Below are 17,542 nucleotides of genomic sequence, written 5' to 3'. Positions count from 1 at the left end.
ATTTCTCCTTAGTCCTTGTTATATTGCACATTATTTTAATTTTATTATATAATATTTTATATATTATTACTATTTTTAACTTTATTCTTTTTAAAGGACACTCTTTTATTGTGAACCTATTTCTAATCGACCTATCACCCTACCTATTTACCTTCATATCCCATTTATGCTATAGTGATTAAATGTTTAAACAAATTCAAGTTATTTTACATATAAGTAGGAGGTAAATATGACAACCCTATTACTAATCAGACATGGAGAAACACCCTGGAACGTTTTAGCCAAAGTTCAAGGGTGTCAAAATATTGCTTTATCTGAAACTGGAAAAGCCCAAGCTTCTTTGTTAAGTGAAAGGTTAAACGGTGCATTTACTGCCGTTTACACTAGCCCCTTACATAGAGCCTTTGAAACTGCTGAAATTATTTGCAAACCAACACAGCTTAGTCCTATACCTTTAGAAGCACTAAAAGAAGTAGATTTCGGTTCTTGGGAAGGCCTTACCTTTAAGGAAATCTCCAAGTTATATCCTACACATTTCAACACCTGGCTTACAGATGAATTAACTGGACCTATGTACGATGGAGATGGCAGTATTCAAAATGTCAGCAGGCGTGCTAAAGCTTGTATTTACAGCATCGTTCAAAAACATCCTAATGAAACCATTGTCATGGTCTCTCATGGTGGACTTATTAAATCAGCTCTTATTGGTCTTTTTGATTGGAAAATGAATATGTATCATCACTTTGCTTTAGGCAATACTTGCATTACCACTATTCGCTTTGACGAGGCGCAAAGGCCCATGCTTGTTAGTTTAAATGATACCACCCATTTAAATACACCTGTTACAGCGGTTTAATTACCGGCACTTTCATAAATACTAATTCCTTTATTAAAGGTAGCGTAAGCAATTCCCCATCCTGCAAGTGCAATAAGTACCTCTACACCTATTAATTTAAGAGCTGCCTCTCCTGTTAAAAAATAACTTGCAGGGTAAAAAGCTACAAAAGCAAATGGCACAATCGTTGATAAAACTAGTTGTATAGACTTTGAATAAATGGAAACCGGGTATTTTGCAAAGTCAGACATATCATAGGTAAGCTGCAAAATACCTCCGCTATTTTTTACCCAAAAAGCTAAAGAAGCAAAAAATAATTTTATATCTGTATAAATAAGTGCACCTGCTCCTATTGAAATAATAAATAAAACAATATTAAGGAGATTTACACTCACAACTCCCTTTTGAATAGATCCCCCTACTAAGAGAAACCCTACCATCAATTCTCCTAAAGCATCTGGTTGAAACTTATCACTAATCAGCTGAAAAAAAGGATTCATAGGACGTAATAAATAGCGATCAAATTCGCCTCTTATAACCATTCTAAAAGAAAGCATCCATACATTATCTGTTAGTAAATGATCAATCCCCCTAGGGATTTGTGCAAATCCATAGATAAAAAGTAATTGATTAAAATTCCAACCATTTAGTTGTGGAATTTGATTAAAAATCAAAGCCAGGCAAATAATGCCACAGCTTTGAACTAATAAGTATCCTAATAAACCAATTATAAAATCCACCTTGGACTGCATTAAAGTCTTTAAATACTGTGCTACAAACAACTTATACAATTTAGCATACTTTTTTAATTCTTTCATTTTTATCCTCCCAGTACCGTAAGTCTCTTAGTTGCCTTATGCCATACGATACAGCTTAATATATAGAGTAATATTACCCATACAATTTGTTTGCCCATAGCCAAATAGAGGCTACTACCTTGTAATTTTCCTAGATAAATCATAACCGGCGTATAATTCATGGAAGTAAAAGGTAAATAATCAAATACATGTCTTACTGCCTCAGGAAAAAATACAATTGGAATAATCTGTCCAGTAAGGAATAATAACAGTGCATTTTTAATCATTGCCATTCCCCATACATACTGAGTATAAAAAGCAATCATACCAAAACAAAACTCAAAGAAAAACAAAATGAGAAAACTCATCAACCCACTTACTATATAAAAAATTATAGTACTTAAAGAAGGTGGTATTATTCCTTTACCTACCCAATTAACTAGAATAAGGCCTAGCCACACAAACCCTGCGGGCATAACTATTTGACTGAACATCCCTCCTAGAGATTCGAACAAAAGCTTTACCTTATAGTTAATAGGCTTTATGAGATTACTCGCTATACTTCCTTCTACAACATCTATTCCAATATCTGTTGCAATTCCTACGCGAACAATACTTCCCGTTACATAGCTCATAAAAATATAGGTAATCATCTCATCTATAGTGAAGCCACCTAATATCTGTTGGTTACTATTTTGATATACAGCCACCCACAAATAGTAATTGGCTAATACCTCTAAAAAGCTGGAAAAAATGAAGAGATAAACACTTATAGGGTAAGCTAAAAAAGTCTGAATCTTTGCTTTCATAAAAGGGATATAAATACGAAGCTGGTGTTTAAGTTTTTTCATATAATCCCCCCCTACTCTTCTATCATGCCATGCTTATAAATACTTTTTACAATATCGCCAATATCTGTATCTTTCATCTTCACATCTCTAATTTCACTGGTTTTAGCTACCTCATTCATCAAATCTGTAAAGTGGAGCTGATCTTTTTTAAAGCAAAAGCTAATCTCTGACGGATGAAGCTCATAGCTTAGCGCATCCTCTGACAATCCAAATCGTTTTCTATAATCTATTCCTTCAAATGGTTTTGTATCTTTTACATCAAAACTAACTGTTTTTTTAGCGCCAAATAAAGTTTTAATCTTTTCAATAGTGCCATCATAAATTAACTTACCCCCATCAATAATAATAATGCGATTACAAAGCTCTTCAATATCACTTAAATCATGGGTAGTAAGTACAACCGTTGTTTGATAACGCTCATTAATTTCCTTAATAGCAGCTCTAATATGATCTTTTACTACCACATCTAGCCCAATAGTAGGTTCATCTAAATATAATACTTTAGGATTATGTAGCAGAGCTGCTGCAATATCAGCTCTCATCCTTTGACCTAAAGATAAGGTTCTTACTGTGCTTTCCATAAAAGATTCTAACTCTAAGGTTTGATTCAAAAAAGCCATACGTTCCTTATAATCCTCATCACTTACACCGTATATTTCCTTTAAAATTGAAAACGTTTCCGAAAGTGGCAAGTCCCACCACAACTGTGTGCGCTGCCCAAAGACTACTCCTATATTTTGCGCATTCTTTTGCCTTGCTTTATAAGGAACAATGCCATTTACAGTACACGTTCCTTTAGTTGGCATCAAAATACCTGTCATCATCTTGATAGTGGTAGACTTACCAGCACCATTACTTCCGATATACCCTACAATCTCTCCTTTATGAATGCTAAAGGAAACATCTTCTACGGCTACCTTTTTTACTTTATCAAATGAAATTAACCCTTTAAATGCTCCCTTCAAGCCTTTATACTTCTTATTAGAAACAAACTCTTTGGTCAAATGATCTACTTCTATCATAATTTGTTCCATACGTTCCCCCCATAATACATGAATAAATTTTCAAATAATTACTAATTATAGAACATTTGTTCTCCGTTTGCAATTAAATTATTTTAGGTTTTAAATAAGTGCCCCTTTATTTTTTTTCAATATTAGATTAGAATATAATGATACTAATTATTTATTCTTAAATTTTCTATTTATAAAATAGATAGATGTATGCTACATATATTTATCTTGGTATAAATCAAATGATAAGTGAGGTTGTAAATATGTCGTTAGAAAATACTTCTTCTAATTTTATCCGCAATATTATTGTTGGAGATTTAGAAAGTGGCAAACATAATGAAATCATTACACGTTTTCCACCAGAACCAAATGGTTACCTTCATATTGGTCATGCTAAATCTATTTTACTTAACTTTGGCTTAGCTGAAGAATTTAATGGGAAAACCAATCTTCGTTTTGACGATACTAACCCAGTTAAAGAAGATACAGAGTATGTTGAATCTATTGAAGAAGATGTTAAATGGCTTGGCGTTCAGTGGGAGAAAAAATTATTTGCTTCTGACTACTTTGAAGAAATGTATAATCGTGCTGTCCTTTTAATTAAAAAAGGAAAAGCTTATGTATGTGATTTAACACCAGAAGAAGCTAAAGAATACCGTGGCACATTAACAGAGCCAGGTAAAGAAAGTCCTTATCGCTCTAGAAGTGTTGAAGAAAACTTAGATTTATTTGAGCGTATGAGAAAAGGCGAATTTGCCGATGGTGAAAAAGTACTTCGTGCCAAAATTGATATGAGCTCTCCTAATATGAATATGCGTGATCCTATTATCTATCGTATTGCTCATGCTTCTCACCATAATACAGGTGATAAATGGTGTATCTACCCAATGTATGACTTTGCTCATCCACTTGAAGATGCTATTGAGGGAATTACTCACTCTATTTGTACCCTTGAATTCGAAGCTCACCGTCCACTTTATGACTGGGTTGTTGAAGAATGTGAAATGGCAGCAAAACCTCGTCAAATCGAATTTGCTAGACTTAATATGACTAATACTGTTATGAGTAAACGTAAACTTAAACAACTCGTTGACGAAAGAGTTGTTGATGGTTGGGATGATCCTCGTATGCCTACTATTTCTGGTCTTCGTAGACGTGGTTATACGCCAGAAGCTATCCGTAACTTCTGCAGAGAAATCGGAGTTGCCAAAGCTGACTCTACAGTAGATAGTCAAATGCTCGATTTCTTCCTTCGTGAAGATCTCCAATCAAAAGCTACTTTAGCTATGGCTGTTTTAAAACCACTGAAACTTGTGATTACTAACTATCCAGAAGGACAAACAGAACTTCTTGAAGTTGAAAATAATGCAAAAGACCCAGAACAAGGTACACGCATGATTCCATTTTCTCGTGAAATCTACATTGAACAAGATGACTTTATGGAAGTACCTGCTCCAAAATACTTTAGACTTTATCCTGGTAACGAAGTACGTCTTAAAGGCGCTTACTTTGTTAAGTGTACAGATATTATTAAAGATGAAGCTGGTAATGTGGTAGAAGTACACTGTACTTATGACCCAGAAACAAAAAGTGGTTCTGGCTTTACAGGTCGTAAAGTAAAAGCTACTATTCATTGGGTAGATGCTGCTACTGCCGTTCCTGCAGAATTTAGATTGTTTGAACCTCTTATTTTAGATGATGCCCCAGAAAATGAAGGTAAACACTTCTTAGAGCAAATCAATCCAAATTCACTTGAAGTATTAGAAGGCTTTATTGAAAATGTGGCTTTCAAGGATGCAAAACCACTTGATAAATTCCAACTTGTAAGAAATGGTTTCTTCTGTGTTGATGGTAAATACTCTACAGAGGACAAACTTGTTTTCAACCGTATTGTACCACTTAAAAGCTCATTTAAACTTTAATACAAAATAACAAAAGGCCATTATAGGGTTAACGGATAAGTTAATCTTATAACGGCCTTTTCATTTATTAGTCGCTACAAAAATGGCTTTGCCTTACCACTTAGCAAGTAGCTCTTTAACTTGTTTTGTTACTTCTTCCTCTGTTGTATTTTCTATTACTTCGATCCCTGGCATTGTAGGGATAGAAAAATCCTTTGTTTTAACATAGGCATCCCAATTTTCTAGTTTCCAAGTATCCCTATCTGATGCTCTCAAAATCATACGCTCATGAATAAGTGCTATGTCACAATATACCCATACTAGCTTTAATTCTGCTTCCATTGAAGCTAAACGTTGCTCTAGTCCTTCTATATAGCTCCTATTCCTAAATTCCTTAGTGAAAGGAGCATTTAAAATAACTTGATCATTATAAATAAGTGCTTCAAGTGCAACCTCCATAGCTGCAATATATTCAGCATCCCTTAAATACGTATTAAAAAAATCAGAATCTCTATTATAGGGCTGATGAGCTGCTGCATATGCTGCTTTTGATAATGGAATAAAGGTATCCTTATCTAGATAAACTGGCTGGCTTAAACTACTTGCAATTTTTTTAGCCACAAAGGTTTTACCACTTGCAGGTGGTGATCCTACTAAAATAAGCTTCTTCATTATTCTCCCAACCTTCTTACCACATAATGGCCATATTTTCCTTCAAAAAAGATATAATTCTTTGCAATAGCATAAAAAGCACTATTATAACCATATCGATCGACACAGTGATCATCTCTTTTAATCCCCAATTTATCACAGATATGCACTAACTTTGGTGTCGTTACAAAAGGTAAAATAATATTATATACGTTTTGCTTATGTAAAAACTCTAATAAGCGTGTTGTGTAACCTAGATTCAAATACGCCTCATCTACCTTAATTTCTCTAATCATTAGCGTGCCATCTGCTTCTTCCTCATAAACAAATTTAAGATTATCATTAATAACCAAAGCAGTTAATCCTTGAAATGGCAGTAAAGTTTCTGGCACTACTCTTACATGGAAACCAGCTTCTGTTAAAAGTGCCTTTAAATCGTTCATATTTTTCCCCTACCTTCTATTTACTTTTTATTTACACCATATTATAATCTTTCCTTTTATCATATACAATATTCTTAATTAATAAAGGTTTGCTGCTCTACTATTCTTTTATCATCACTTTTAAACATAGACCTTACATCCTTTAGTGCAATTTTTAATTTTTCATAATCTGAGCTAGATATAAGTGGGTCTTGTCCTGCCTCATAAAGATGCACAGCTCTTTTAGCTGGTAAAATGCGATAATGATATTTCCCTTTGACCCGTGAATAATCTACCCAAGTTGGAATATAAGTCACCTCTTTTATGGATAATTCTCCTGTTAAAGGTGCTTTATTTAAAATGATATTAAAAATGGCACTTGTTTCTTTATAGCGAGATCTCTGCCCGGATATAAAATTACCTTGTGAATATAAAATAACCACTTCTTTTGATCTTCCATTCATTTGAGTTTTACGTATTTCCATAGGCTCCAGTACATGAGGATGACTCCCCAGTATCACATCTGCATCATTTTCTACTAGAAAATTCACCATTTCTTTTTGTGCTTTGTTAGGTGTTCTTGCATATTCCACACCAAAATGTATACTTACGCAAACTAACTCTGCTTTTAAATCTCTTGCTTTTTTAATATCTGCAGCTATTTTTTCTTTATTAATATAATTGATACTATATTCTTTCCCCTTGCTTACCTTAATACCATTGGTGCCATATGTATAAGCTAAAAACGCTATCTTACTTCCCTTTACTTCTTGAATGAGAATAGTTTCACTACTTTCCTTTGTTTGATATGTACCTGTGCATTGTAAACCTCTTTGCACTAAAACATCTATCGTTCTCTTTAATCCTTCAAAATCTCTGTCTAAGCTATGGTTATTAGCCGTTGTTAAAACATCAAAACCTACGTCTTTAAGCGCATCAGCAAGCTCATCTGGTGCATTAAACCGGGGGTAGCCTGTATACTTTTTATCTTTTCCCGAAAGTGTTAGTTCTAAATTGCCTATGGTTAAATCTGCTGCTTTTAAATAAGGTGCTACTTCCTTAAACATATAATCATATGCATACGTTTGAGTCTTAGGATCATATCCACTTGTGATTTGAGGCTCATGCATCATAATATCTCCTACAGTGGTGAGCTGTATCGTCTGGGGTGTTAGCGCTTCTTGCCATTTTCCTAATACCTCATCTACCTGTGAAGTCGCTTCCTTTACATATTGCCAAACATTTTGTGACTGCTTAAAATTTTCATCAATCTTTCCCCCTGAAATAACCTGAGAATGGCCCATACTTATTGTCAGAACCATTATTTGTAACAATTGTATATAGCAATGAGACATTTCTTTTTCCCTCACCTCTATCTATTTTTAATTCTATTATAGCACCCAATTCCAATTTTTACTAATTATTTAGATTTTTCATACCAACAAAAAGAGCTATTACTTTTAAATAATAGCTCTTTTTGTTGGTATTTATATGTTATTTGATTTTTTTATTCCTAGATTTACCATTTCTGAACAAATGAACATGAGTACAACAAATATCATAAGAAATACAGGCATAATCTTAAAACTCATTCCTTTGGCTAAAAAGCCAAATACAGGAGGTATAAAGGTACTGCCTACATAAGCACAAGCCATTTGGATTCCCATAATGCCTTGAGATTGCTCTTTTCCAAATCTCTGAGGTGTTTCATGAAGCATGGCAGGATAAATAGGTGCACAACCCAAACCAATAAGCATAAGTCCTATTAACTGACAATAGCTCGTAAATGGCATTCCTAGTAAAATAACTCCCAGTAAACAAATGATTTGACCTAAACGCATCATTTTAATATTATTAAGTTTTATAGCTAAAAAGCCTGCCAATAATCGCCCTACTGTAATCCCTAGATAATAGATGGATACCCACTTTGCTGCTTTTTCAGCTGATAAACCTAATGTGTCTACTAAAAAGGTACTTCCCCAGAGTCCAGTTGTTAATTCTACACCGCAGTAGCAGAAAAATGCTATAAGCGCTGGTTTAGCGCCTCTCATTTCTAATAATTCACTTATACGTGTATTACTTTTTTCACTCTCTTTATTCTCTTCTTGTTTCTCCATCTTCTTCCATAATGGTAAAGTTACAAATAAACAGATGACTAAAATACCTTGAATTAAGCCAATAGTGGCATAACCCATTCTCCAACCACTCTCTCTTAATAACCAAAAAGACATAATAAACGGTCCAGCAGTAGCTCCTACTCCCCAGAAGCAATGTAGCCAATTCATATGCTTTGCTTCATAATGTAATGCCACAAAATTGTTAAGGGCCGAATCTACAGCTCCCGCTCCTAGACCTAAAGGAATACCTAATAAACATATTCCCCAAAAGCCAGGTACCATATAAGTTCCTATAAGGCCCAAAGCTGTCATTAGTACACTTATGGCTGTTACTTTTCCTGTCCCAAATCTTTTAATAAGTCTTTCACTGAATAAGCTAGATATAATCGTACCTCCAGCCACAATCATTGTTGCAATCCCTGCATAAGAAACCGGAACATTGAGTTCTAAATGCATCATAGGCCAAGCTGAACCTAATATAGAATCTGGTAATCCTAAACTAATAAATGAAATATAAATAATTACTAACAAAATCGTAGACATATTTTTTCCTTTCTTAATCCCTTCTTACTTATTCATTTATGGTATGACTTATGATAATAGGTTCACCGAAGGTCTTTAGTAACCCACCTGTAACCTCTACCTTTTCTTTACTTATTAAATTGATATAACTTCCATCTTGTAAAGGCACCTTTACACACGCTTCTTTCCCCTTTAAAGTGAAAAGCCCTACTAAGATTTGCTCCTTAGTTTGATAACTGCCTACTACTATATGTGCCTCATCATAAGCTTCAAGTTCATAATTGCCTTTAGCGACAATGTCTTGCTTTTTAATATTATATAATGCTTGTAATAAATGAGTTAAATCATGGCCTGTTTCCCAGTTAATTGGCTCCTTCTCAAATAGACTTGGTGTATGTTCTGCTTCTACTTCTTGTCCACCATAAATAAGTGCTGTTCCTTTTTGAAAATACATGAAAGCTGTTAGGTTCTTAAGGGCTTTTTCATCTTGAACCCTCTGTTTAATTCTAGCTTGATCATGATTTTCTAAGCATCTAAGCTTTACATAGTTAGAAGGATAAATGACCTCTTGTTTTTTTAATGCTGTAATATACGAGGTAAGTGTAGCTTTGCCTTCTATATAAGCCACAAATTCATCCCAAATATCATAATCATAAGTTATATCAAAGGCCTGATAAACTTCACTATCCGAACAAGCATTAAAACCTAGATGACGTACATATTTTACAAACCCTGGATGTACTGATTCTGCTAGCCAAATAAAACCAGGGTGAATCTTTTCCACCTCACTTCTTGCTTCTAACCAAAATGCAAGTGGTACAAGTGAAGCTACGTCACAGCGTACACCATCTACAAGCTTTGCCCACATTTTTAAAGTTTCTATTTGGTAATCCCACAAAGCTTTATTCTGATAATCAAGATCTATCACATCTGCCCAGTCACCTGCTTTATTACCTAGACTTCCATCTTCTTTTTTATAAAAATACTCCTTATGTTCCTTTGCCAATACCGAATCTATAGCGGTATGATTATAAACCACATCTATGATACACTTCATATCTTTTTTATGTATTGCTTCTACTAAATGCTGAAAGTCTTCTAGCGTTCCATATTCAGGATTTACTTTCCTGTAATCTTTAATAGCATAAGGGCAACCTAAGCTCCCTTTTTTACCTTCCACTCCAATTGGATGAATAGGTAAAAACCATATCACATCTGTTCCTAGAGCTTTAATACGATCTAAATCTTTTTCTATTGCTTTAAAAGTACCTTCCATGGTATGATTACGAACATAAATTGAGTAAATCACTTGATTTCTAAGAGATATTTCTGTACAAAGAGCCATTTTCCCAACCTCCAATAATCTGTTATTTTCTCTTATCATACCATTTCTTAAGCCTATATACTTCTCAAATATTGACCGTTTTTTATGCTTTTATGACTTTTTTCGATATTGTATAGGCGAACAATTCTCTTTGTTTTTAAATAACTTAATAAAGTTACTCATATTATTAAATCCTACTTCTAAACAAATTTCCGTAATTTGCATGTCTGTTTTTATTAATAACTGTTTAGCCATCTTTAAACGGTAATCATTTACATAAGCCATAGGTGCTTTACCTATCATTCTTTTAAAAAACCTACTAAAATATTGCTCATTCATATTTAAGATAGTTGCTAAATCTTTCACATAAAATGCTTCCTTATAATGTTCTTCTATATAACTAAGAACCTTTTTAATAGATTCAACCTTATAATCTACACTACCACTTTTATCTTCTAAAAATAACCCATTATTTTGAAGAATCATTAATATATTGAGGAGTTCTACCTTAATATTTAGCTGGGCACTTAAGCCTTCTGCTACACTTCCTCCAGTAGCTATTGAAAACTGTCCGCTTTGCTGATGCCACTGAACGATTCTCTCATAATGAATTAAAATCTCCTTTCCCACCATATTCTTTATACCTATGAATCTTGGAAAATGTAATTTATTTTCTAAAATAGGCTGGATGAAACGTGCTTGTACTTCATCGTACATACTAAAGCCTAACATTTCTAAGTTAAAGACTAGGGCACTTTCCTTTACATTTCCTTCTGCCTTAAGGGCATGAAGTTCTTCTTGATTAATAAAGCAAAAACCTTTTTCTAGCCAAGTTGGCTCCATATTGATATCTACTAAAAACTGTCCTTCTTCCAAATAAATAAGTTCTACTTCTTTATGCCAATGGTGGTTAACTTCTAACTTTATACGATTATGATCATGCTCATATAATACACAAGGAAAATACGCCGTCCCATGATTTTTTTGTTCTTTTAACGCTTTATTGTTCATTTTTAACTTCCTCTATTTTAAAAATATACGATTAGTAAAAAACCTCTTATAGATTATTTATCGTCTATAAGAGGCTTTTTCACTATTCTATTCTTCACTTGGATTCATATACGCTTTTCTTAAAGTATAAGAGGCGTATTATTTGCACAAAATAATACGCCTCTTATTTATAACTGAGCCACCCGGGAATCGAACCCGGGACAACTTGATTAAAAGTCAAGTGCTCTACCGACTGAGCTAGTGACCCAAACTCTCTTTTACAAGAGAAATCGGGGTGACAGGACTCGAACCTGCGGCCTCCTGAACCCAAATCAGGCGCTCTAGCCAAACTGAGCCACACCCCGTTTTATGTTAGCAACCATTTACTTTCCCAGTCTGCCTCCAGATGGATATCATCACTAACAAATGACCCATACGAGAATCGAACTCGTGTTACCGCCGTGAAAGGGCGGTGTCTTGACCGCTTGACCAATGGGCCGTGTTGACTTTTATTATATTACATGAACTATTTACATATGTCAATACTTTTTATATCAACTTTAATAAAAAAGACACTTCTTCTGAAGTGCCTTATCTCATTATATTAACTTTCTTCATTATAGTATATATTTACAGCTCTTTATGTGTTAAGTGCTACAAAGACTAATTTAAATGCCATTAATCCTAAGAAAACCACCCCTAAGATTAATGTAAACTTTGCTGCTTTAAATTTCTCCGCGCCAATTTCCTCTGACTCAGCTTTTTTAACCATTTGCATTTGTACTAAACCACTAAGTACTTGGGTTGCTCCAACCACTACAATTGCTAGGTCTACAGTCACCTTACCCAGTAACATTAGCCCCGCAAAAACAACGGCTAGAACGCCACAAACAATTGCAATTATTGTTCCTATATCCAACTTATTTTTCAAGTTTATTTCCTCCTAGTCGTGACTTATTTTATATTTAATTTCATTATAACAAATTTTATTTGATATTTGTTGCTTTTTCTTTTGTGAAGTATGTGATTTTATGCTATTTTATTTTTCATGTTCACTATTTCTTCACTTGTTCTGCACCTTTAGCATATGCTTAATCTCTCTATCTTATTTTTAACCTCTTAAAGTTTGCTTTCTAGCATTTAATGATTCTACTTGATAAGTCTTAAAAAGCCTTTTTCTTCTATTCAAATTTCTCTCCAAATAAATAAGTCATAGAAAAAGGTGCCTTTCATTACTTATCACTAAGTAATGAAAGGCACCCTGACTCACCATTTTATGTATAGAAGCTTATAAGTTTTCAATAACACAGTTAGCAAATTCTGCTCCTGTTGCACCATCATTTCTACCTGTCATTTTAATAGTATCATTTGCAATCTTAAGTGCTGCAATAACACGGTCAGCTTCATCTTTATAGCCAATATGACGAAGAAGTAATTCTGCTGCTTTAATCATACTTGCTGGATTAGCATATTGTTCTCTTCCTGTCTCCACCATTCTTGGTGCACTACCATGAATCGCTTCAAACATCGCATACTTATTACCTACATTAGCACTACCTGCAGTACCTACACCACCTTGGATTTGAGCAGCTTCATCTGTAATGATATCACCATAAAGGTTAGGAAGTACAAATACTTCGAAATTCTTTCTTACTTTTTCATTAATAAGATTAGCAGAAATAATATCTACAAACCAGTCATCTACTTCTATTTCTGGATATTCTTTAGCTACTTTATAGCAAAGCTCTAAGAATTTACCGTCTGTTTTCTTAAGAATATTAGCTTTTGTAATAATAGCTACACGTTTTTTACCATTTTTACGTGCGAATTCAAAAGCTTGTCTTGCTATTCTTTCTGTGCCTTGCGTAGTTGTTACTTTAAAATCAAAAGACATATCAGCATCTAAAGCAATCCCTTTGCTGCCAAGTGCATATTCACCCTCTGTATTTTCACGGAAAAAGGTCCAATCAATACCTTCTTCTGGTACTGCTACTGGTCGTACGTTAGCAAATAAGTCTAACTCTCTTCTCATGGCCACATTAGCGCTTTCAATATTAGGACCATCACCTTTACTTGGTGTTGTCGTTGGGCCTTTTAAAATAATATCACAGGCTTTAAGCTCAGCAAGCACATCATCTGGAATAGCTTTATTAGCTGCAATACGGTTTTCTATCGTTAAGCCGTCAATTTGTTTAAATACAATTTTGCCACTAGCTACATCATCTTTAAGTACAGCACGAAGAACGCGCTCAGCTTCTGCTGTAATAGCAGGTCCAATACCATCTCCACCACAGCAGCCGATAATGATTTGATCTAGCTTACTGTAATCTACAGCCCCTGTATCATTTTTCATTCTTTCTACTCTAGCTAATTGTTCCTCTACTAAGGCTGCGAAGTGAGCTTTTGCTGCTTCTAACTTATCCATCTTATATACCTCCTAAATTTTCCGTTTTATATCCTTTTCTATTATATCAGAATAAATATACACTTGTCTAAATTTTATATCATAATCTTATAAAAAAATAATGGAGATGCTGCTTTAACTTCAACATCCCCAACTACATTTTTTAACCTAAATACTTTGTGTTTCTTCAAGTTATTTTCTCATGCTGCCTTAGATGTCTATTTTTGTGAAAGATAATGATTAATATATTCTTCTAATTCTTCATCACTCATAACAGTCGTACGACCATCTTCATATTGTGTATCTACCCAATCTTTAATGCTAATACAGAGTGGATCATTTTTATCAATACCTTTTAGTTCACTACAATCAGGATTACTATTAATCCAGTGAGCAATACCTGCAAGGCCTGATGTATTACTAATAGAGACACGTACAGGTCTATTTAAAAGTTTTTCAGTATCAAAAATATTATAGATTTCTTCATTTTTAAGTAAACCATCTGCATGGATTCCTGCTCTTGTTACATTGAAGTTTTTACCTACAAATGGTGTACGTTCTGGTATTTTCTCTCCAATTACATTTTCAAAATACTCTGCAAGCTCAGTGATTACTGTTGTATCCATACCATCTAAAGTACCTTTTAACTGTGCATACTCCATAACCATTGCTTCTAGAGGTGTATTACCTGTTCTTTCTCCTATACCAAATAAAGAACAGTTAACACTATTACAACCATAAAGCCATGCTGCTGTTGAATTAGCTACAGCACGATAAAAGTCATTATGTCCATGCCATTCAATCCATTCATGAGGTACACCAGCATATTGATGAAGTGCATACATAATACCTGGGACACTACGTGGAATCATAGCACCTGGATAACTTACACCGTAGCCCATTGTGTCACAAGCACGAATTTTAATTGGCATCTTAGTTTCTTCACTAATTCTCATCAGTTCCCTCGCAAAAGGAACAACGAATTTATAAATATCAGCTCTTGTAATATCTTCAAAATGGCAACGAGGAATGATGCCTTTATCAATACATTGTTTAACAATCTTTGTATAGTGTTCAATTGCTTCTGAACGTTTCATATGTAGCTTATGGAAAATATGATAATCTGAACAGCTTACTAAAATACCTGTTTCATTAATCTCCATGTCCTTTACAAGCTGAAAATCTTTTTCAGATGCACGAATCCAAGAAGTAATCTGTGGAAACTCATAACCTAACTCTCTACATTTATAAACAGCTTGCCTGTCTTTCTCGCTATAGAGGAAGAATTCACTTTGTTGAACAATGCCATTAGGCCCACTTAATCGATGTAACATTTTATAAATATCAACAATTTGCTCAGTTGTATAAGGCGCTCTTGACTGTTGACCATCTCTAAAAGTCGTATCTGTAATATAAATCTTTTCCTGCATAGTCATAGGCACATGCACATCGTTGAAGGCAACTCTAGGAATTTCATCATAAGGGAAAAATTCCCTAAACATATTCGCCTCAGCTCTATCCTCTAATAAATGGTTCTTTTCAGGGCTAGTAAGTAAATTAGTTCTCTTATTTAGTTCAAACACAGTATCACTCCTTGCATCTTTCTATTTTAAATCCTTTAATTATCTGAAAATTACTTATGTATAATTGTATACAATCATACTATTCATGTCAATAAAAAATTAAATATTAAATTATAATTTTTTAAATAAAAAAATATTTTACAAGAGTAACATTTTTTTCCATACTTCATACTATAGTTAATGAAGAAGCTAAGAACAAAGTTTCTCAAAACTTGTTTTTATTTCTAGAAAAAAATATTATCATTTACTATTTTGGTAATATAAGTAATTTTTCAAATAGAAGGTTCATATAATTAAATATAGTTTTCATAAGGAGGTCAAATATGTCTGCTTTTAATGGTTGCTGCAATTCGGGCTGTAACACACATTCATATTCTGACTGTCATCCCACTTTTAAGCATAATTGCTGTAACCAATGTCACTTAAGTTGTTCATCCTGGTTACCCCTTATCATTTTGGCTCTTATTCTTATTTGCTGCTTAGGTGAATGTGGTTGTCTTATTATTATGCTAGGAGTTGTTTGTCTACTTTGTAAAGGAATATTATAGATTAAATTTTTAAATATAGGAGGCAATATCATGGAAGATTTTAGATTCTTAGAAGATAACTGTACTTGTATTATCATTATTATAGCATTCTTCTTACTATTTTGCGGTAAAGGCAGTTGTGGTGGCGGCTTTAACCTAGATTGCTTATTCAATAATTTCTTTGGTGGCTGTGACAATTCTGCTTGGATGTGGATTATCATTATTGTTATTGTTTGGATGTGCTTCTGTAAATCACCTTGTGGTTTCTTAAGAAACGATATTCAATAGGCTTAATAAAATAAATAAAAATAGGAGGAGGACTCTTTAGTCCTTCTCCTATTTTATTTATTTCATTTATATACTCACTATCTAATTGGAAGAGGCTGACCAAAAAAGTGGATTTTTCCATCTTTTTAGTCAGCCTCTTATTAGGGAAAAGGTTTTACCGAAATGGCTCATTAAATAGTTTTTCTTTCTTACAAAAATAATTATATCATTGTCTTTCTGCTTTTCAATATAAGTCAATCCTTCTTAACAAGACCTTTATACAGTCTCACTTTATGCATCCATACTTCCTTTTTCTATTGCTGTTACAATTTTGAATAAAACAAGCTTATACATGAGCTTCTTCAGATTTTCCCTGTCTTTATTTTCATCTCTGTAAAGTCTCCCTAGTTCCTCATGCTCTTCCAGGCTTTTTTCAATCATATCATTATAAATAATCGTGTCTACTACAGTTTGTAGTAATTTACTTTCTTCTGGCATAAAGGGTATCATCGCTTTTAATAGCTGTGCTTCCTTGCATAAATTTTGTTCACAGCTTTGTCTATAACCATCTAATTGTCGTTTCATCTGAGATATGTATTTCTTGTCCATATATCCCCATATCAATCCCGCTATTTCTGTTAAATCCTGTTCTAAATTCACGACTAAATTCTCATTCTCCATATGATCACTCTCTTATTAACGAATTCATTAGTATTTTATTCTTTAACTCAGATAAAAATAACCATTTCGGTTCTAATCTTCCTCAGAACTATCATACATTATAAAAGATACCCTAAATGGAGGTTTTGTATGAGCACTCTAGATCGGGCTGTAAATAATGATGTATTAATGATCTCTAAATCACTTCTTCCTTACCTAAGGGCAGACCGTCAAAGGCCTGTAGCTGTTCTTATTAAGGCCATGGAGTTGATGTATACGATTAATTTATATTCCAGTGAGGATTTTGTGCGTTCAATGAGCCGTTCACAAGAGACCGGTTGGGAAAAAAATTTTCTAACGGATGTTAAACAAAATCTTTCTAGCGATAAAGCTTATTTTATAGATGCTATTTTAAAACTTACAGAAGCCAGAGACTTATTAAGCCCACGTAGTACTACTGATGGTTTAGATGAACCTACTTATTCCTTGCATGCTAGTGACTCTGGTATACCTGAAGATGCACCCCTGGCACCACCGATTACACCTTCTGCCACTTCAGCAGAAACACAAAGTGCTTCACCCAATCCTAGTCAAATCATAGATAAATTATCTCCTTTACTAGATCCTAGTCAAGTTCAATTATTAAAATTACTTTCCGGTTTTATGAAATAAACGATG

The 17,542-nt window shown here is 33.8% G+C and carries 17 protein-coding genes and 3 tRNA genes; 4 read left to right on the top strand and 16 right to left on the bottom strand.

The window, feature by feature from the left end; all coding sequences use genetic code 11:
- Positions 1–229: 229 nt before the first annotated feature.
- Positions 230–856, top strand: coding sequence for a histidine phosphatase family protein (locus EKH84_RS09270; protein WP_127066057.1), 627 nt, complete (start codon positions 230–232; stop codon positions 854–856).
- Here the strand turns inward: EKH84_RS09270 and EKH84_RS09265 are convergent.
- Genes EKH84_RS09265 through EKH84_RS09255 form a run of 3 tightly spaced genes read right to left on the bottom strand, consistent with a single transcriptional unit; the run spans position 853 to position 3,517 of the window.
- Positions 853–1,653 carry an ABC transporter permease gene (locus tag EKH84_RS09265; RefSeq protein WP_127066056.1) on the bottom strand — a complete coding sequence of 267 codons (801 nt, stop codon included), beginning with the start codon at positions 1,651–1,653 and terminating at the stop codon, positions 853–855. The genes EKH84_RS09270 and EKH84_RS09265 overlap by 4 nt on opposite strands.
- 2 nt (positions 1,654–1,655) lie before the next feature.
- Positions 1,656–2,483, bottom strand: coding sequence for an ABC transporter permease (locus EKH84_RS09260; protein WP_013656361.1), 828 nt, complete (start codon positions 2,481–2,483; stop codon positions 1,656–1,658).
- An 11-nt stretch (positions 2,484–2,494) separates the two neighbouring features.
- Positions 2,495–3,517 (bottom strand): ABC transporter ATP-binding protein, encoded by a 1,023-nt coding sequence (locus tag EKH84_RS09255; protein ID WP_127066055.1) that lies wholly within the window; start codon positions 3,515–3,517, stop codon positions 2,495–2,497.
- 242 nt (positions 3,518–3,759) lie between these two features.
- Here EKH84_RS09255 and EKH84_RS09250 point away from each other — a divergent pair, with 242 nt between their 5' ends.
- Positions 3,760–5,418, top strand: coding sequence for a glutamine--tRNA ligase/YqeY domain fusion protein (locus EKH84_RS09250; protein ID WP_127066054.1), 1,659 nt, complete (start codon positions 3,760–3,762; stop codon positions 5,416–5,418).
- 93 nt (positions 5,419–5,511) lie between these two features.
- Here the strand turns inward: EKH84_RS09250 and EKH84_RS09245 are convergent, their stop codons facing one another.
- From EKH84_RS09245 to EKH84_RS09190, 12 genes are all read right to left on the bottom strand, one after another.
- A complete protein-coding gene (locus EKH84_RS09245) occupies positions 5,512–6,069 on the bottom strand; it encodes an AAA family ATPase (RefSeq protein WP_127066053.1) in 558 nt (185 codons plus the stop codon).
- Complete coding sequence (locus EKH84_RS09240; protein WP_127066052.1) at positions 6,069–6,491, bottom strand: hypothetical protein; 423 nt, start codon at positions 6,489–6,491, stop codon at positions 6,069–6,071. Before EKH84_RS09240 ends, EKH84_RS09245 begins: the two co-directional genes overlap by 1 nt.
- A gap of 74 nt (positions 6,492–6,565) precedes the next feature.
- On the bottom strand, positions 6,566–7,825 hold the full coding sequence (locus tag EKH84_RS09235) for a CapA family protein (protein WP_127066051.1): 1,260 nt from the start codon (positions 7,823–7,825) through the stop codon (positions 6,566–6,568).
- Between the two features lie 132 nt (positions 7,826–7,957).
- On the bottom strand, positions 7,958–9,130 hold the full coding sequence (locus tag EKH84_RS09230; RefSeq protein ID WP_127066050.1) for an MFS transporter: 1,173 nt from the start codon (positions 9,128–9,130) through the stop codon (positions 7,958–7,960).
- Between the two features lie 28 nt (positions 9,131–9,158).
- Positions 9,159–10,454, bottom strand: a complete 1,296-nt coding sequence (locus EKH84_RS09225) for an alpha-amylase family glycosyl hydrolase (RefSeq protein ID WP_127066049.1) — start codon at positions 10,452–10,454, stop codon at positions 9,159–9,161.
- A gap of 90 nt (positions 10,455–10,544) precedes the next feature.
- Positions 10,545–11,444 carry an AraC family transcriptional regulator gene (locus EKH84_RS09220; protein WP_127066048.1) on the bottom strand — a complete coding sequence of 300 codons (900 nt, stop codon included), beginning with the start codon at positions 11,442–11,444 and terminating at the stop codon, positions 10,545–10,547.
- Positions 11,445–11,618: 174 nt separating this feature from the next.
- A tRNA-Lys gene (locus tag EKH84_RS09215) sits at positions 11,619–11,691 on the bottom strand.
- 22 nt (positions 11,692–11,713) lie between these two features.
- Positions 11,714–11,788: transfer RNA gene (locus EKH84_RS09210), tRNA-Pro, on the bottom strand.
- A 62-nt stretch (positions 11,789–11,850) separates the two neighbouring features.
- Positions 11,851–11,922, bottom strand: a tRNA-Glu gene (locus tag EKH84_RS09205).
- Positions 11,923–12,063: 141 nt separating this feature from the next.
- Positions 12,064–12,354 (bottom strand): hypothetical protein, encoded by a 291-nt coding sequence (locus tag EKH84_RS09200; protein ID WP_013656352.1) that lies wholly within the window; start codon positions 12,352–12,354, stop codon positions 12,064–12,066.
- Between the two features lie 357 nt (positions 12,355–12,711).
- Positions 12,712–13,848 carry an isocitrate/isopropylmalate family dehydrogenase gene (locus EKH84_RS09195; RefSeq protein WP_127066047.1) on the bottom strand — a complete coding sequence of 379 codons (1,137 nt, stop codon included), beginning with the start codon at positions 13,846–13,848 and terminating at the stop codon, positions 12,712–12,714.
- A 197-nt stretch (positions 13,849–14,045) separates the two neighbouring features.
- On the bottom strand, positions 14,046–15,410 hold the full coding sequence (locus EKH84_RS09190; protein WP_127066046.1) for a 2-isopropylmalate synthase: 1,365 nt from the start codon (positions 15,408–15,410) through the stop codon (positions 14,046–14,048).
- 578 nt (positions 15,411–15,988) lie between these two features.
- On the opposite strand from EKH84_RS09190, the gene EKH84_RS09185 reads away from it, so the two are divergent.
- On the top strand, positions 15,989–16,225 hold the full coding sequence (locus tag EKH84_RS09185) for a hypothetical protein (protein ID WP_013656349.1): 237 nt from the start codon (positions 15,989–15,991) through the stop codon (positions 16,223–16,225).
- A 270-nt stretch (positions 16,226–16,495) separates the two neighbouring features.
- Here the strand turns inward: EKH84_RS09185 and EKH84_RS09180 are convergent, their stop codons facing one another.
- On the bottom strand, positions 16,496–16,885 hold the full coding sequence (locus EKH84_RS09180; RefSeq protein ID WP_013656347.1) for a hypothetical protein: 390 nt from the start codon (positions 16,883–16,885) through the stop codon (positions 16,496–16,498).
- Positions 16,886–17,014: 129 nt separating this feature from the next.
- On the opposite strand from EKH84_RS09180, the gene EKH84_RS09175 reads away from it, so the two are divergent.
- Positions 17,015–17,536 carry a hypothetical protein gene (locus EKH84_RS09175; RefSeq protein ID WP_127066045.1) on the top strand — a complete coding sequence of 174 codons (522 nt, stop codon included), beginning with the start codon at positions 17,015–17,017 and terminating at the stop codon, positions 17,534–17,536.
- Positions 17,537–17,542 lie beyond the last annotated feature (6 nt).

This window comes from Cellulosilyticum sp. WCF-2, from assembly GCF_003990395.1.
Taxonomy (GTDB): domain Bacteria; phylum Bacillota; class Clostridia; order Lachnospirales; family Cellulosilyticaceae; genus Cellulosilyticum; species Cellulosilyticum lentocellum.
The sequence above is the reverse complement of the archived record's forward strand: the minus strand, read 5'-3'. Positions and strand labels throughout refer to the sequence as shown.

Coding starts and splice junctions, on each gene's coding strand:
- EKH84_RS09270 (WP_127066057.1), top strand. CDS start 230: ATGACAACCCTATTACTAATCAGACATGGAGAAACACCCTGGAACGTT.
- EKH84_RS09265 (WP_127066056.1), bottom strand. CDS start 1,653: ATGAAAGAATTAAAAAAGTATGCTAAATTGTATAAGTTGTTTGTAGCA.
- EKH84_RS09260 (WP_013656361.1), bottom strand. CDS start 2,483: ATGAAAAAACTTAAACACCAGCTTCGTATTTATATCCCTTTTATGAAA.
- EKH84_RS09255 (WP_127066055.1), bottom strand. CDS start 3,517: ATGGAACAAATTATGATAGAAGTAGATCATTTGACCAAAGAGTTTGTT.
- EKH84_RS09250 (WP_127066054.1), top strand. CDS start 3,760: ATGTCGTTAGAAAATACTTCTTCTAATTTTATCCGCAATATTATTGTT.
- EKH84_RS09245 (WP_127066053.1), bottom strand. CDS start 6,069: ATGAAGAAGCTTATTTTAGTAGGATCACCACCTGCAAGTGGTAAAACC.
- EKH84_RS09240 (WP_127066052.1), bottom strand. CDS start 6,491: ATGAACGATTTAAAGGCACTTTTAACAGAAGCTGGTTTCCATGTAAGA.
- EKH84_RS09235 (WP_127066051.1), bottom strand. CDS start 7,825: ATGTCTCATTGCTATATACAATTGTTACAAATAATGGTTCTGACAATA.
- EKH84_RS09230 (WP_127066050.1), bottom strand. CDS start 9,130: ATGTCTACGATTTTGTTAGTAATTATTTATATTTCATTTATTAGTTTA.
- EKH84_RS09225 (WP_127066049.1), bottom strand. CDS start 10,454: ATGGCTCTTTGTACAGAAATATCTCTTAGAAATCAAGTGATTTACTCA.
- EKH84_RS09220 (WP_127066048.1), bottom strand. CDS start 11,444: ATGAACAATAAAGCGTTAAAAGAACAAAAAAATCATGGGACGGCGTAT.
- EKH84_RS09195 (WP_127066047.1), bottom strand. CDS start 13,848: ATGGATAAGTTAGAAGCAGCAAAAGCTCACTTCGCAGCCTTAGTAGAG.
- EKH84_RS09185 (WP_013656349.1), top strand. CDS start 15,989: ATGGAAGATTTTAGATTCTTAGAAGATAACTGTACTTGTATTATCATT.
- EKH84_RS09180 (WP_013656347.1), bottom strand. CDS start 16,885: ATGGAGAATGAGAATTTAGTCGTGAATTTAGAACAGGATTTAACAGAA.
- EKH84_RS09175 (WP_127066045.1), top strand. CDS start 17,015: ATGAGCACTCTAGATCGGGCTGTAAATAATGATGTATTAATGATCTCT.